Source organism: Bradyrhizobium sp. SZCCHNR2028 (genome assembly GCF_032380995.1).
Classification (GTDB): Bacteria; Pseudomonadota; Alphaproteobacteria; order Rhizobiales; family Xanthobacteraceae; genus Bradyrhizobium.
This window is the reverse complement of sequence record NZ_JAUHJF010000033.1, coordinates 21045-34696: the sequence shown is the minus strand read 5'-3', so window position 1 is coordinate 34696 and position 13652 is coordinate 21045. Positions and strand designations below refer to the sequence as shown.

At 65.6% G+C, this 13652-nt stretch carries 15 protein-coding genes; 1 reads left to right on the top strand and 14 read right to left on the bottom strand.

What is annotated here, in order from left to right; all coding sequences use genetic code 11:
• Positions 1 to 80: 80 nt before the first annotated feature.
• The 4 genes from QX121_RS30275 to QX121_RS30260 form a co-directional block, all read right to left on the bottom strand.
• Positions 81 to 611 (bottom strand): hypothetical protein, encoded by a 531-nt coding sequence (locus QX121_RS30275; RefSeq protein ID WP_315775888.1) that lies wholly within the window; start codon positions 609 to 611, stop codon positions 81 to 83.
• The gene (locus QX121_RS30270; RefSeq protein WP_315813770.1) at positions 601 to 1491 is read right to left on the bottom strand and encodes an FAD:protein FMN transferase; all 891 of its coding nucleotides are present in this window, start codon (positions 1489 to 1491) and stop codon (positions 601 to 603) included. Before QX121_RS30270 ends, QX121_RS30275 begins: the two co-directional genes overlap by 11 nt.
• Positions 1472 to 1930, bottom strand: a complete 459-nt coding sequence (locus tag QX121_RS30265; RefSeq protein ID WP_315715594.1) for an FMN-binding protein — start codon at positions 1928 to 1930, stop codon at positions 1472 to 1474. The genes QX121_RS30270 and QX121_RS30265 overlap by 20 nt, the downstream gene beginning before the upstream one ends.
• A gap of 628 nt (positions 1931 to 2558) precedes the next feature.
• Positions 2559 to 4553: a multicopper oxidase domain-containing protein gene (locus QX121_RS30260; RefSeq protein WP_315813786.1), complete on the bottom strand. Its 1995-nt coding sequence runs from the start codon at positions 4551 to 4553 to the stop codon at positions 2559 to 2561.
• Between the two features lie 575 nt (positions 4554 to 5128).
• Between QX121_RS30260 and QX121_RS30255 the strand changes: the two genes are divergently transcribed.
• On the top strand, positions 5129 to 5431 hold the full coding sequence (locus QX121_RS30255) for a hypothetical protein (protein ID WP_315738692.1): 303 nt from the start codon (positions 5129 to 5131) through the stop codon (positions 5429 to 5431).
• A 97-nt stretch (positions 5432 to 5528) separates the two neighbouring features.
• Here QX121_RS30255 and QX121_RS30250 read toward each other — a convergent pair whose 3' ends face one another.
• The 10 genes from QX121_RS30250 to QX121_RS30205 are packed head-to-tail and all read right to left on the bottom strand — an operon-like array spanning position 5529 to position 13651.
• Positions 5529 to 6209, bottom strand: coding sequence for a hypothetical protein (locus tag QX121_RS30250; protein WP_409999385.1), 681 nt, complete (start codon positions 6207 to 6209; stop codon positions 5529 to 5531).
• The gene (gspM, locus tag QX121_RS30245; protein WP_315813768.1) at positions 6206 to 6763 is read right to left on the bottom strand and encodes a type II secretion system protein GspM; all 558 of its coding nucleotides are present in this window, start codon (positions 6761 to 6763) and stop codon (positions 6206 to 6208) included. The genes QX121_RS30250 and gspM overlap by 4 nt, the downstream gene beginning before the upstream one ends.
• Positions 6760 to 7857, bottom strand: coding sequence for a PilN domain-containing protein (locus QX121_RS30240; RefSeq protein ID WP_315813767.1), 1098 nt, complete (start codon positions 7855 to 7857; stop codon positions 6760 to 6762). Before QX121_RS30240 ends, gspM begins: the two co-directional genes overlap by 4 nt.
• Positions 7858 to 7859: 2 nt before the next feature.
• A complete protein-coding gene (locus tag QX121_RS30235; protein ID WP_315813785.1) occupies positions 7860 to 8801 on the bottom strand; it encodes a type II secretion system protein GspK in 942 nt (313 codons plus the stop codon).
• Positions 8802 to 8803: 2 nt separating this feature from the next.
• Positions 8804 to 9508 (bottom strand): prepilin-type N-terminal cleavage/methylation domain-containing protein, encoded by a 705-nt coding sequence (locus tag QX121_RS30230; protein ID WP_315813766.1) that lies wholly within the window; start codon positions 9506 to 9508, stop codon positions 8804 to 8806.
• Positions 9508 to 9921: a type II secretion system protein gene (locus QX121_RS30225; protein ID WP_315813765.1), complete on the bottom strand. Its 414-nt coding sequence runs from the start codon at positions 9919 to 9921 to the stop codon at positions 9508 to 9510. Before QX121_RS30225 ends, QX121_RS30230 begins: the two co-directional genes overlap by 1 nt.
• Positions 9890 to 10363 carry a prepilin-type N-terminal cleavage/methylation domain-containing protein gene (locus QX121_RS30220; RefSeq protein WP_315813764.1) on the bottom strand — a complete coding sequence of 158 codons (474 nt, stop codon included), beginning with the start codon at positions 10361 to 10363 and terminating at the stop codon, positions 9890 to 9892. Before QX121_RS30220 ends, QX121_RS30225 begins: the two co-directional genes overlap by 32 nt.
• A 2-nt stretch (positions 10364 to 10365) precedes the next feature.
• Positions 10366 to 10845, bottom strand: a complete 480-nt coding sequence (gene gspG, locus QX121_RS30215) for a type II secretion system major pseudopilin GspG (RefSeq protein ID WP_315813763.1) — start codon at positions 10843 to 10845, stop codon at positions 10366 to 10368.
• An 18-nt stretch (positions 10846 to 10863) separates the two neighbouring features.
• Complete coding sequence (locus QX121_RS30210) at positions 10864 to 12078, bottom strand: type II secretion system F family protein (RefSeq protein ID WP_315813762.1); 1215 nt, start codon at positions 12076 to 12078, stop codon at positions 10864 to 10866.
• A 4-nt stretch (positions 12079 to 12082) separates the two neighbouring features.
• On the bottom strand, positions 12083 to 13651 hold the full coding sequence (locus tag QX121_RS30205) for a GspE/PulE family protein (RefSeq protein WP_315813761.1): 1569 nt from the start codon (positions 13649 to 13651) through the stop codon (positions 12083 to 12085).
• Position 13652: the final 1 nt, after the last annotated feature.

The following is a 13652-nucleotide window of genomic DNA, read 5'->3' as shown; positions in this document are numbered from 1 at the left end:
CTCCATGCGGCGACTGGCCAACTGCGAGCAAGGAAGTCGTTGCCGGGATGGAGACCTGCTCGGCCCAACGCCGGATGCGGTCAACCTACCTTGCTCATGACGTTGACCAGATCGGCATCGGCAGGCGCGTCGGCAGGAACCAGGGTCGGAGAGGTCGCACGTTGTGGCCGCACGGACTGAGCCGTGGCGACAACGCTCGAGCGGCCGACGATGATGTGGGCGGTGATGACAGCCGGAACGCCGAGCCCGAACGCAATGTGGACCGTGCTGATCCAGGGCCGAAGCGCTTCGGATCCGACGTAGTAGAGCCCGAACGCCGTCGCGATGAGCAGACCATACATCGCGAGGCTGACGATACCGGTCGCTCGATTCTTCCCGGCACGCCACGCGCGCTGGACGTGCACGGGACCGAGCGCCCCAAGCAGCATCAGCGTCACCATTGCAGTTCCGCCATGCATGCTCAGCAGGAATGCGGCGGCCTGCTGCCACATCTCGCTGTCCAGCTCCGTGCGGGTCTTCATCTGATCGGCATAGATCCACAGCGCCCCGCTGGCGAACAAGAGTCCGAGAATTCCGTAGAGGGCGAACCGAAACAAGCCTTTAAGCCGCATGCTGGTGAACTCCTTGCCAGTCCGGTGTCGTATGAATGGCGCCGTTCGCCGCAATCAACATCGCGCTCGCCTGGAAGCGCGCCAGTGGCGCCGCAGCCTGTTGGCCAGCCACCATCACGACCTTGGTGAGGGCGTCGGCAACCATGCAGGTTAGCGCGCTCACGGTGGCGCCGTGGGCCACCCCTGTGGGCAGCCGGGTCGAAGGCGTGACGACCGCTGTATCCATTGTTTCCATCGATCGAAACGGGTCGAAGCGGCGCGCCGACGACGCGAGCGCCCCATTGCTTACTTCGACCTGGCACAAAAGCCTGTCTGGGAAACGCGGGTCGCGAATGTGGACGATGCGAGCATCGGGCCCGAAGGCGGCGAGGTCCCCACCTGCATTGACCATTGCGGAGCGCACGCCGCGGCTCTGCAACGCCGCGATCGCGCGGTCCACGGCGAACCCCTTGGCGATGCCGCCGAGATCGATCTTGACGGCGGAATCGCGGAAACGGACGCGGTCGTCGGCGAGCAACTCGATCGCAGTCGACTGCGGGACATCCGCTTGCGCCGTCGAGCCCACAGACGGCCTTCCCGCGCCGGCGACGGCAACGTCGAAGGCGCCGTCGGAGTGATGGGTCACATCGAGCGCCATCTTCAGCACGGCGTAGGTCCAGGAATGCACCTTCACGACGCCGCTCGATGCCGCGCGGTTCAGCCGCGACACGTCGCTGTCGGGATCGTGGAAACTCATCAGCCGATGCACGTCGGTCACCGCGGAGAACGCAGCTTCAACGGCATTTTCCGCATCGCAGCGGTGTGCATCCGTGACGTCGATCTCGACGAATGTCCCGAGCAGAGCCCGTGCTCGTCGAAGGCTAGCGGAAGTGGCTGGCATGATACGACAGCACCTTCTTAACGCCCTCGGTCAAGTGGGTCGAGGACAGCGTGGCGCCCGAGATGTTGCGAATGTCGGAGTTGATGCGAAGCTCGTTCTGACTGCTCTTGCCGACGAACTGACCGAGCCAGCTGGCATCGTGCACCTCGCCGCCATAGGATTCGCGATAGTTCAGAATGTCGACGCGACGCACCCGCCCGTCGGGTCCGACGGCAACCGTGTAGTCGATCAGAAGGTGCTTGCCGACGACGTGATCGTAATAGAAGTAGCCGCCATTGCTCGCCTTCCATACCCTGCCCGGCTGGACTTCGGAAAAGCTGGCTCCCGGAAAAGCGGCCTTCTGCGCCTCTTCGACGCTCATGTACTGAATGGCATGGGCCGGTGCGGCGATCGACATGACGGCCACTGCGGGCGCCGTCCATTTCAACCAATCGCTCATCTCGTCCACCTCGACTTTGTTTCCATGGTACGCCCTCCCTCGCCGAACGCATTTTCGTCTTCTCAGGGCATCAATCGCTGTCAACCTCTCCTGCGAAGCCGTCTAAACGGCAGCAGCGACGCTCCGAACCATCCAGTTCAGTGCGACAATGAACCCGAGCGATCGATCACACTTTGCCTCGGCAACAGCCCTACCCGTTCGCGGGTCTGCCTCCGTCCTTGCGACGTTCGCAACCAAGCGCGCTGCAAATGGCTCCGAATGTCAGTCGAGAGAGTAGTGTTTCGATTGCGGCGAATTGCCACGTCGATGTTGGCGATTTGCCGGAGCGGCTGAGGAATAACAATGTTGCTGCAGATCGCCACGTCGCGGGGACCGCGCTCGTGCAGCTTGCGGCACGCGAGCCTGACATTTCAAAGTCATGCAAAGACGTTTGCAGCCGTTTAGACCGATTCAAAATGCGCAATTCCTTCTTCGAACCAGACCTGGAAAGCGCGTCGCGTTTGGCAGGCGATCGTCCTTCGCGGCGGTAAGGCAGCCGCGCAAGAGCATCGCTGCGCACAAACGAAGGTCGGCGCCGCAGATGTGGCGCCGACCTCGTGAACGACATGGCAGAAGACCGCTGCCGCAACTACCACGGCATCTGGTTCATTGCCTCCCATGGATTGCCGCCATAGGGCGAGGGCACGACCTTGATCTTCGCCATCATGCCTCCGTCCTCATGTTCGAGAATATGGCAGTGATAGACGAACTCGCCGACCTGTGAGAACGGGATATCAACCACCACGGGCTTCGACGTGCACTGCCCGTTCCGCCACTGCTCGATGCTGCAGACCCCGCTCTGGGATTCCATTACTTCCGGGACGTTCGGAGTCGCGACGCCGAGCGGGACGTTGTCCTGCAGCATGCCCCCGCCGATGCTCCTGTTCAGCGATACTGATAGTGGCGTGTTCTCCCCCGCCTTGCTGTTGACGGTCCGGAAGCGCGTCTGGTGAATGTGGAAGTTGTGATTTTCCGTCGACAGCTGCACCAGCTCCCAGGTCTCGTGGACGGGGCGCTGTCCCGGCGCGAGCGGTAGGCAGACGATGTTCTGCGACGGGTCGAACTGGCTCACCGGAAGCTGGGTGCCGGGCACCGGGTTGCCGTTCTGATCGACCTCCTCATAGCCGAGACCGAAGGTGCCGTCGTCGGTCAGGTCGGCGATGCCGAAGAAGATCCGGCGGCGATGTCCCGTCGGCAGCGGACGGCAGCCGGCACGCAGCGGCGCAGCGTTCGCATACGGCACCTTGGCATCGAGGATGCCTGATGGCTGCATGGTCGCCAAGGCGTCGCCCCTGATGTCCATGGCGTAGGCGATGTGGTTGCGCCAACCGCGCTGGTGGAAGTGCACCTTGGCGAGATCGACCGCCGGCCACTGATCGCCGCTGCCCATCGTCAGTCCGGCCATCTTGAAGGTCGCGGAGGCAGACCGCCCGAGGCTGGCGATCGCACCCGTCGCGGGATCGCGATAGGTGACGAACACTTCGGTGCGCGAGCTCGGCATCATGACCATCTGGGTGACGCAGACCGGCTTCGAATGGAAGCCCGACGTCGGCGACGGCGGACAGGGAACGACCCTGAAGCGGGCGCCGCCGAGACGAACCATGGTGTCCATCGTCGTATCCTGCGGCAGGTTCACGCTCACGCCGTCGACCGAGATCAGCTGCATGACCATCGGCTTCTGCGTCTCGTCATCGGTCAGCTGAAGATTGTAGGACAGGCTGCCGGACGCATTGGTGAGCCGCCAGATCTCGCCATCGGGATCGGTGACCTTGATCTTCGGGAACGTCTGGCCGTTGACCGTGAAGAACCATTTGCCGCCGGAGAAGTTGGAGCCGCCATCGGCCGACAGATCGACGCCCGGGCACGACCCTTCACGCACTTCGGAGCTGTCTGCCGGAAACTGGGCGCAGAAGCCCGGATCCTGCTGGTTGATCACCTCGCCCGGCTGGACGTCCACCGGACCGCCGTCGAACTGCACCGGGCCGCCGGGCGCGACCTGAAGATCCTTCAGGATCAGATGGCGCACGCTCGCGTCCGGAAACGGCGAATGCCTGGCATCGCCATGCGCGTAGTCCGAGACCTCGCCGACCGAGATGATGCCGGCCAGCCCCTGCGAGACCTGGTTGAGCGAAATGCCATGGATGTGCGGGTGAAACCAGAACTGGCCCGACGGGTGGTTGCGCGGAATCTCGATGCGGAAATCCGCGGAGTCCATCTTGTTGGAGCCGTGCTGGTGGGTGGTCTGCGGCACCGGCATGCCGTTGGCCGAATTGAAGATCTGGACGAAGACGTAGTCCCCGAAGGTCTGGTCGGTCAGCGTTGGCGCGCGCGGCTCGACGATCAGCCCATGGGTATGAAGGTTGGTCGGGTTGCGAAACAAATTGGCCTGACCGGGATCGGTGTTGTGATTCACCTTGGCCGGGTCGAGCTGCGGCAGCTGGTTCACCAGCCTGATCTTCAGCGTATCCCCCTTCTGCAGGGCAAGTCGCACGCCACCGTAGTCCGCCACCGCGGCGCCGGCCGGACATTTGTCGCCTGAGGCGGGCCGCCGACAGATCTCGTAGACCCAGCCGGTCGGGTTCATCGACGAGCCCCCAGGGGGCGCATAGGTGATCGTCGAGATCAGCTTGGGGCGTGCGATCATCAGCAGATCGAGCACGCCGTGCCAGCTCCTGAACACCGTCGGCTCGACCAGATCATGGGCCTGCGCCGCAGGACCCGCAACGGTCAAACCGGCCAACATCGCGGCCGCCGATGTCAGTAATCGCAGAGTTGGCTTGCGCACACGCCCAACTAACATGCCTGATCCCCATCTGGCTCGAGATACACCGGTAGGAACGATCACCGTCCCCGGGATGCGGAATTCGAATGAGCAGTCCGAACTCATCAGCCGATCTGCCGCATCGTCCCCCTCTGCCTTCGTCGCTACGTCGGGTGGCTCCTTTGTGACGTTTTCTTTCGCTTTGTGAGAATTGCCGACCGGCGTTTAAGAATCGATCTAACTACACATCCAGCCGGCTGCGTCGTGCGCGTGGCGGACATCAGCGACACAAAAACGACAACCAGCTCTCGTAGCTCGCCATGAAGCTCATGAGATCGTGTCGGACGCGAACGCTGCCGGACATGTTTGTGAGTGCCCCGCCCCGAGGAGACCGAACGATGCTGCTTGCTGTTGTTCTCGCATGGGCCTGCAACGTGACCGGCATGGCCTGTGGAGCACCGACCACCGAGATCATCCAGAAGGCCTATGAGCAGGAGGCGCCGTCATCCGGAGTCCGCCACGACAAGGGCCTCAAGATCGTCGAGGCGACCTGCGACAAGGGCGACGAGGGCGGCCGTTTCCTGTGCCAGGTCTCGTTCGTGTCGGAGGACGATCCGGACAAGCGCCTGTATTTCGACATCGTCTCCGCGGCTCTCACGGACAAGGGATGGGTGCTGACGAGCGGATTGTGCAAGCGCTGAGCGCCACCGACCGATAGCCGCATCGGCTTCGATCGGGGCATGCCGGTGCGGCCGTCCGGCGTCCACTGTCGCGCCTCGATCCAGATCGGATCCATCCTCACAATTGGCGGCGTCCCGAACGTTGGCGTTGATGCATCCGAAGTAGCCTGGACTCAGGCGACAGAAAGGGCGACCCTGCTTGAGCCAGCGGAGGCGCCGTGGGGGTTGACGGCATCTGCGCAAAGCTTTCGTTAGCTGAATTTGTCGGCTGGGCCGGCGTCGGCAGCAGCGTGAGAACGGTGACGTCTTCGCCCCGTTGCAGCGTGACCGATCTCGCCTCGACGAGACGCAGCGTCCAACCCCGATAGTCTGCGCCGGTTCTGATCCGCAACGGCGTCTTGCTGCTCGTATCGACGAACACGGCAAGGCCGCGGTCCCCGTTCACGACGGTGCCGACGAGCGCGAGCTGCGGCCGTTCCGGAACGGACGGCTCCTGCACCACCGGAGCGGCCACGACGGCCGGCGGCGGGACATCGGTCGGCGGAGGGCGGCGAGACGGCGAGAACAGCGGGCGTTCGCGCGTTGCCGACAGCTGCTCGAGCGGAATGCCCCACAACGGGTTGCCGGTGCGCGACGGCGGTCGCTGCGCGATGGACGAGGCTTGCGCCGATCCGCTCGGCTGTTCGGCGGAGACCGCTTCCGAGACGTCCAGGCCGGTCGAATGAGCGATGCCGAACGCCGAAGCCGTCGCCAGAACGCAGCAACAGCCGATCATGCAAAGCCTTGCGAGACTGCTCATTGCGGGCCCTGCCACTGTCCGGAGATCGTCATCAGCACGCGCAGTTTTCCGCCGGAGGCCGCCGAGGGGGCGTTCCCTTCAACCACCAGCTCATCGACGAACAGACATGGCATGCCGGCCTCCAGATCGTAGAGGATCGGCTGCAGGGCGGACTGAGGGGTCTCGAAGTTTGCGTTCACGCTGATATGACCGTCCTTGGCCCGCGGACCCTGCACATCGAGCTGCGACGACGACACGCTGCCGCCATGACGCGTCACCACGTCGCCGAGGCGCTGCAGCAGGGCAGCTCCTGCCACCGTCACGGTCGGTCCTTCGAGGAAGGCTGATCCCGTCAGGCCGGCATCGCCGTTGCCGTCCTGATGTGCAGCCGCCATGCTGTGGGCGTCCAGCAGGCGGAGTGTATCGGTGAGCGCGGCCGCCTCGCTGCGCTGATCGAGCACGCTCTTGATCGGCAGCGCCGTCGCAGCGATCAGCACGATCAGCAGTCCGCCATAGACGGCGGCGGCGACCGACGGCGCTGCGGGACGGCCCGTGACGAATTTTGCGATGCTCATGTGCCGAGTCCAAAATGCGGCTTGATGCCAGCTTCGATATGGAACCGTTCGCCGGGATCATCGGCCGACCGTGTGGTCGGTGCGAAGAAGGTCGCGCGCGTGAAGTGCGCCGACTGCTCGATCAATTTGACCAGCGCCGGCGCGTCCTGGGTCATGCCGACGATTTGCATCCTGTCCTTCTCGATCCGCAACTCGGTCACGTAGGTGTTGTCCGGTAGGAGCCGGGACAGCGCCTCCAGCAGCACGACCGCTGCGGGAGTCTCCTGCTTGCGTCGCATCAGGCCACGCAGCGCGGCACTGTCGACCCCTTGCAGATCGAGGCGCAGCGCTGCGCGCCGATCCGAGATCTTCTGCGCGAGCTGGCGTTGCTGCTCGTCCAGATGTCCTCCCAGCAGGCTCGTTGTCGCGAACGACAGCGCCGCCGCGAGGGCGGCGACCATCAGGAGCGCGGTGAGGACGCGACTGATACGGCCGACGTCGAGCGCTCCCTCCAGGCGCTGCTCGGTCAGCCTCGTTTCGCTGAACGCAATGAGCCGGTCGTCACGCGGCGTCGGCGCCGTCTCGGGCGCAGCAAACAGGACGATCGATCCGGCACGCCAGGACTCGGCAAGGCGAATGAGCGGATCCAGCTTCGCTCTTGGTGCTGCGATCACCATGGTCCGAATGCGCTCACCCGATATCTCTACTGGCGCAGTCCTGCCGAACACGGCCTCTTCGGCCGACCACGGCGTCAGCCGATCGAGCTGCGAGCGTATCATGGCATCGAGAAACTCGACGGCCCGCTTGGGCAGATCCAGCGGCCGCCACAGGAAGCGGTCCGATCTCAGCACCACTTCGATCCGGCTGCCGCGCAGGACTGTCTTCCAGCTCTCGGGAAGTGCGGGAAAGGCCTCGTGGCCGTCCGGCAGACGAACGCGACAATCCGGCGGGACCGGTCGCCGAGGCCGCGCGACCATCCGCATGATGAAGACGTTCCGTTCGGTCTCGATCAGCCGAATCCCCGGCCTGATATTGAGCCGGCCGATCGCGGCGACGATGGTTTCGGCGACAGAGCCGATCCAGGCCGCCAGTTCGCGGCGCACTCTCGTCGACATCGTCATCTCGGCGCCCTCCCCGCTTGTTTGAGCATACCCGGAGCATCGACGTCATCGCGCCACGACAGCACCCGGTAAGGATCGTCACCATCGCCCAGCAGGATGACCGCCTCCGTTGCGGCCCGGCGACCGCCGTCAAAGCCGATCGTGATCCACACGCGGACGGCATCGGCGACCTCCAGCGTCGCTGCGGCGCGTGCGGGACCGAGCGCCGCGTTGAGCGACCTGACGTCTCGACGCAGGCCGGCTCGCTGCTCGAGGAAGCTCTTCAGCTGATCCGGCGTCATCCCGGGAAGCGCGGCCACAACCTCGGGGGCCGCCTCCAGCGGGTCGATCTCGCTACGGCCGCTGAAGACGGTCACGAAGGGCATCGCCTTGTCGACCAGCGCCGGCGGCAGGTTGAGCACCAGCCGAAGCTCCTCGACATTTGCGAACGGCGCGGTGCGCGGCATGTAGTTCGCGCCGGCTGTACGGTAGAGATCGCGCCCTGCGTCCGCAGCGGTCTCGGCCGGCGGCGTTCGCCAGCCGACGATCCGCTCGGCATATTCGCCGGCCCTGTCGGCGCGCGCGCCGAGACCCTCGAACAAGGCGGCCAGCATCTGCTTGGAGGCATGATTGAGATCGATGCGAGCTGCTTCCGACCGAAACGCGACCGAGACCTGCGCATGATCGAGCCGGAACGAAAAGGCCCCGGCAGCGGGGCGCTGCGGCTTCGGCAACGCCAACAATTTGTAGGCCGCAAGCTCCAGGCCGGCGGGGACCAGCGCGGCGGATCGCAGGCGCGCATCGTCGAGCGACAGCCGCTGGGCGGTGCTGACGAGATAGACGGACAGGGCTCCCGCGAGTCCTGCGAGCGAGACCAGGAGCCAGAGCACCGCCACGAGGACGAAGCCACCTTCCCGATCATCGGGATCAGACTCTCGCGGATGGCTGTCTCGGCACATGATCATGGCTTCGATGCCGCGGAGGCACGCCCGACCGTCGCATCGGCGGAAAGCGCCTGCCTGTCGCAATTGGTGTCCGCGGGCCGGCAGACGCTGTCGGCCGGCGCCGAGACACGAATGACCGCGATCCGCGACAGCGACGGCGCGCTCCCGCGGCTTCCGTCATGCACCGTCACCCGCACGGCTGCCGGCAGCTTCTCTGCATTGCGCCACGACGGACTCCAGATCCGGTCGGCCCCCGCATAGGCGAACGACACCCGGTACGGCGCCTGCAGCAGCACGACCGGATCGGCGAACTCCCGGGCGGACGCACTGCCAGGTGCGAAGGCCGCGCGGGTCCGCGTCAACGCCACGTCGTCGCCACCGCCGCTCTCGGCGATGCGGATCACATCGAGCCCCCGGCCCCGCTGCGGTCCGAGTGCCGTTCGGACGAGCGTGACCGACGTCTCCGATCCGTCGAACAGAACGGACCTAGCCTGCCCATCGGGCCTCATGAACTCGGCGGCCGCGATATCGGCGGCAATGCGGTCGAGCGCCACGCTCACCGATTCGCTGCGCTGGATGCGATGCAGACCGCGATTCCAGTTCGGCAGCCATTGCGCCGTGATCGCGAACAGCGCGGAGACCAGCAGCCCCATCACCACCATTGCGACGAGGGCTTCGACCAGCGTGAAGCCTGCTCGACGATCGTTGACCCGTGTCGTCATCACTCGGCCCGCCTCCGGAACAGCCGGACCGTTTCCAGCTCCATGGTCGCGCCCGATGGCGATCGCACCTGAAGCATGATCTTCTGCGGGATCCAGGCCGATGCGCCGCCCGGCGCGCCGATATCGACGGGGAAGGGCTCCGCCTGCGCGCGCCAGAGATGTGCCGTCGCCTCCCCCGACTGCGTCGGAGATGCCGGCGGCAGGCGCGACGGAAAGGCCAGCCACAGCGCGTCGTAGGCGGCCTGCACCAGCGCGACGTGCTGCTCCAGCTTCCTGCTGCCGCGCGCCGAGGACCCCATGAGCGCACCGATGGCGACGAGCGACACCGCCACGATCGCGAGCGTGACGAGCGTCTCGATCAGCGTGAATCCCGCTGTCGCCCTATCGCTTCGACAGACCAGCGTTTGAGACAACTTCGATCCTTCCTGTCAGCCAAGTGACGCGAATTTGGTAGCCGGCGTCGAGATGGGTGAGCGTGATGACGCCGCCGCACGACCTGCCCGATCCGAAGAAGCTGATGGTCTCGAAGGCGGGCCGCTCGTCGCAACTGCGCGGCAGCACCGTCTCGAACCGCACGTCCGCAGGTAAGCGGACGACGTGCCCGTTCGCGCCCGAGCGGAGCGCCCGCGCCTGCGCATCGATGCGAGTCGTGACCTCGAGGCCCCGCCTGATCGCGGCATTGCGATCGGCCTTCAACAGCGCAGCAGCCTCGACCGCATAGGCTTCGAGTTGCGGCCGCGAGGTCTGCCGCGATACGGCGGGGACCGCAACGGACGCCAGCAGCGCGACGATCGCGAGCACGCAGACTACCTCGATCAGAGTGAAGCCGGCCTCGCAGCCGTCGCGGCCCCCCATTGCTATCTGGCACCGATCGTCATCGACGATGAGATGTCAGCGGCGAGATCCACGCCACCCTCCTGCCCGTCCGATCCGTACGACACGATCTCGTAGGGCACATGCTGCCCGGGCGAGCGGTAGACGTAAGCGTGGCTCCAGGGATCGCTCGGGACGTTTCCTCCCTTGAGATACGGTCCCGCCCAGCCTGGGATGGTCGAGGCGGGCCGGACCAGCGCGGTCAGGCCTTCCGACGAGGTCGGATAGCGGCCGGTGTCGAGATAGAACAGATCGAGCGCGCTGGAAAAACTCTGAATCTGAATCCGGGCCGTCTTGACCCGGGATTCGTTCAGGGAGGACAGCACACGCGGTCCGATCAGACCCATGATCATTCCGATGATGGCAATGACGACCAGCATCTCGACCAGCGTGAAGCCGCTCTGAGGGTCGTCGCGCGCGGTACGTGTCCGCCGCGCGCTGCCGCTGATCCCTGCCTGTTTCATGCGATGGTCCATCTTGGGCTACCCGACGAGTTGCGTCACCGACAGGAGCGCCGTCATCACCGAGACGATGAGACCTCCGACGACGGTGCTGATGAGAATGATCGCGGCCGGACCGACGATGCCGACGATCCGATCGAGGCCGCGTTGCAGCTTCGCCTCGTAGAACTCGGCGATGCGGCCGGCGAGGACCGGAAGCTGCCCGGTCTCCTCACCGATCCGGATCATCCGCGTCGCCATCGCCGGCAGGATGTTGGTCGCTGCCAGCGCCTCCGATAACTTGCCGCCGTGACGAACACGGTCAGCGGCGGCGTTCCACGCCGCAGCGCTGCCGGTGACCGACATGATGTCGACCAGGATGCGCAGCGTCGCCGTCAATGTCAGCCCGCTGCCAAGCAGGATCGCGAGATTGCGGCAGAACACGCTCGTGCGATACGACCGGAACACGGTCGCAAGACCCGGAAGCCGGCAGAGCCGCGCAATCACCGCAGCCCGTACGCCGGCGCGGCTGAAAGCGAGCAGACCTACAGCGATCAGCGCGCTTGCCGATAGCGCCATCGCCGTGCCGTTGCCGCGCACAAAATCGGAGATGTCCAGAAACGTGTTGATGGTGGCATCGGTCCTGGCGCCGAAGTCGCGCAGCACGGCCGAAAACTGCGGCAGCACGACGATGAAGAAGAACAGCATCACCAGACACGCGGCGATCAGGACGAAAAGCGGATACTGTATCGCGTCACTGAGCTTGCGACGCATGGCTTCCGCGCGCGCCCGCTCGGCGCCGAGCACGTCGAGCACGTGATCGAGGGTGCCCGAGACCTCACCGACCCGCACCAGCGCGACATACATCGCAGGAAACTGCACAGCATGATGCGACAGCGCTTCGGCGAAACTTTCTCCCGCCAGCACGCTGGATCGCAACCGACCGATGATCGGACGCAGCCGCCCGATATCGGCGTCGCTGGCCAGCAGTTCGAGCGACTCCTCGAGCCGTGCCCCGGCCTTCAACAACAGCGCCAGATCGCGCGTGAAGGTCGTGACATCGCCGTGGGTCGGACCGCCGAGCAGCGCAAGCATGTCGCGCGCGACGAAGCTCGCGGTCTTTTCCTCGACCGTCTCGATCGGCAACAGCCGCAGATACTCGATCCGGTCAATCACCTCCTTGGCCGTCGCGGCCGAGATCGTGCCGTGCACCACGTCGCCGTTCTCGGTCAGTGCGCGATAGCGGAACTTGCTCACCGGCTCACCGTAACGTCGTGACGCGCAGGATCTCGGCGACCGACGTGGCGCCGGCCCGGCACTTTTCGAGGCCATCGTCGAGCATCGTGGTCATGCCGTTCAGAATGGCGCTGCGGTCGATCGCGGCCGCATCGGTCGTGCCCTGGATCAGCGATCGGATCTCCGGAGTCAGCTCCAGGACCTCGAAGATGCCGAGCCGGCCGCGATAGCCCGTACCGCCGCAGCTCTCACAGCCCGCCGGCTCATAGACCGTCTCGCCGACGTCGAAGCCTACCGCTGCGTAGCGCGGGTCCACGCAGAGATCGGCAGCGCTCAGCATCCTTTTCGACCTGCAGCGCTCGCACAGCCGGCGCACCAGCCGCTGCGCGATCACCGCGCGGAGCGTCGATCGCAACAGAAAATCTTCGACGCCGAGATCGAGCAACCGCGGCACCGCCGCCGCAGCGTTTTCGGTGTGCAGCGTGGTCAGCACGAGATGGCCGGTCAGCGCCGCATGGACCGCGACATGGGCGGTCTCGTCGTCGCGCACCTCGCCGACCATGATGACATCCGGGTCCTGCCTGACGAAGGACCGCAAGGCAGAGGCGAAGGTCAACCCGATCGATGGCTTGACCTGCGACTGGTTGATGCCGGGAATCTCATACTCGACCGGATCCTCGATCGTGAGGATCTTCCGCGTCGGCTCGTTGAGGATCGACAGCGCGGTCGCGAGCGTCGTGGTCTTGCCGCTGCCGGTCGGCCCGCAGATCACGATCATGCCGTGCGGCAGCGCCAGCAGGCGGCGGAGCGATCGATCGTCGTGCGGGGCAAAGCCGAGCTTCTCGATGGCGAGCAGGCCCCGGTCCTTCGGCAGCAGCCGGATCACCGCCGACTCGCCATGCTGCGTCGGCATCACGGCAACGCGCACGTCGAGCTCGAAGCGGCCGGCGCGGAGCCGCGCAGCGCCATCCTGAGGCAGGCGCCGTTCGGCGATATTCAGCCCGGCGACGATCTTGATGCGCGAGATGACGGCTTGGGGCAGCACGCCCGACGGCTCAGGGACCGGCTTCAACAGGCCGTCCACGCGCATCCGGACCGACAACCCGCTCCGCATCGCTTCGACGTGAATGTCGCTGGCGCGCAGCTCGACCGCGTGCTCGAACAGATCGTTGACGGCGCGCACCACCGGCGCTCCGGTGGCGAGGTCGCGCAGGCTTTCGATGTCGTCGTCGCGCAGTTGCGGCGCAGCCACCTCGTTGCGCGCAGGCACCTCGTCATCACCCGCGAGCCGGTTCAACGCGGTGGCGATGTCCTCGGTGGAGGCCACCACCAGCTCGACCGCGCCGCCAAACACCAGCTCCGCGGCGCGTGCAGCCGCGGTGTCGCGGGGATCGGCCACCGCAAGGCACGGTCCGTGCCCGGCGGATTGGAACGGAAAGACCATCGTCTCGCGCAGGAAGCGCCGTGAAAAATGCTCGGCCAGCGGCTTGGACGCCAGCAGATCCGACAGCGCGATCCGAGGCAATCCGAGCTGTCGCGCGATGTCGTCGGCGGATTCGGGAATTGCGGCGTCGGTCGCCGCCGTTGATCTCATC

Excerpts from the sequence above, each read along its gene's own strand:
- QX121_RS30275 (WP_315775888.1), bottom strand. The coding sequence starts at position 611 with ATGCGGCTTAAAGGCTTGTTTCGGTTCGCCCTCTACGGAATTCTCGGA.
- QX121_RS30270 (WP_315813770.1), bottom strand. The coding sequence starts at position 1,491 with ATGCCAGCCACTTCCGCTAGCCTTCGACGAGCACGGGCTCTGCTCGGG.
- QX121_RS30265 (WP_315715594.1), bottom strand. The coding sequence starts at position 1,930 with ATGAGCGATTGGTTGAAATGGACGGCGCCCGCAGTGGCCGTCATGTCG.
- QX121_RS30260 (WP_315813786.1), bottom strand. The coding sequence starts at position 4,553 with ATGAACCCGACCGGCTGGGTCTACGAGATCTGTCGGCGGCCCGCCTCA.
- QX121_RS30255 (WP_315738692.1), top strand. The coding sequence starts at position 5,129 with ATGCTGCTTGCTGTTGTTCTCGCATGGGCCTGCAACGTGACCGGCATG.
- QX121_RS30250 (WP_409999385.1), bottom strand. The coding sequence starts at position 6,209 with ATGAGCAGTCTCGCAAGGCTTTGCATGATCGGCTGTTGCTGCGTTCTG.
- gspM (WP_315813768.1), bottom strand. The coding sequence starts at position 6,763 with ATGAGCATCGCAAAATTCGTCACGGGCCGTCCCGCAGCGCCGTCGGTC.
- QX121_RS30240 (WP_315813767.1), bottom strand. The coding sequence starts at position 7,857 with ATGTCGACGAGAGTGCGCCGCGAACTGGCGGCCTGGATCGGCTCTGTC.
- QX121_RS30235 (WP_315813785.1), bottom strand. The coding sequence starts at position 8,801 with ATGTGCCGAGACAGCCATCCGCGAGAGTCTGATCCCGATGATCGGGAA.
- QX121_RS30230 (WP_315813766.1), bottom strand. The coding sequence starts at position 9,508 with ATGACGACACGGGTCAACGATCGTCGAGCAGGCTTCACGCTGGTCGAA.
- QX121_RS30220 (WP_315813764.1), bottom strand. The coding sequence starts at position 10,363 with ATGGGGGGCCGCGACGGCTGCGAGGCCGGCTTCACTCTGATCGAGGTA.
- gspG (WP_315813763.1), bottom strand. The coding sequence starts at position 10,845 with ATGAAACAGGCAGGGATCAGCGGCAGCGCGCGGCGGACACGTACCGCG.
- QX121_RS30205 (WP_315813761.1), bottom strand. The coding sequence starts at position 13,651 with ATGAGATCAACGGCGGCGACCGACGCCGCAATTCCCGAATCCGCCGAC.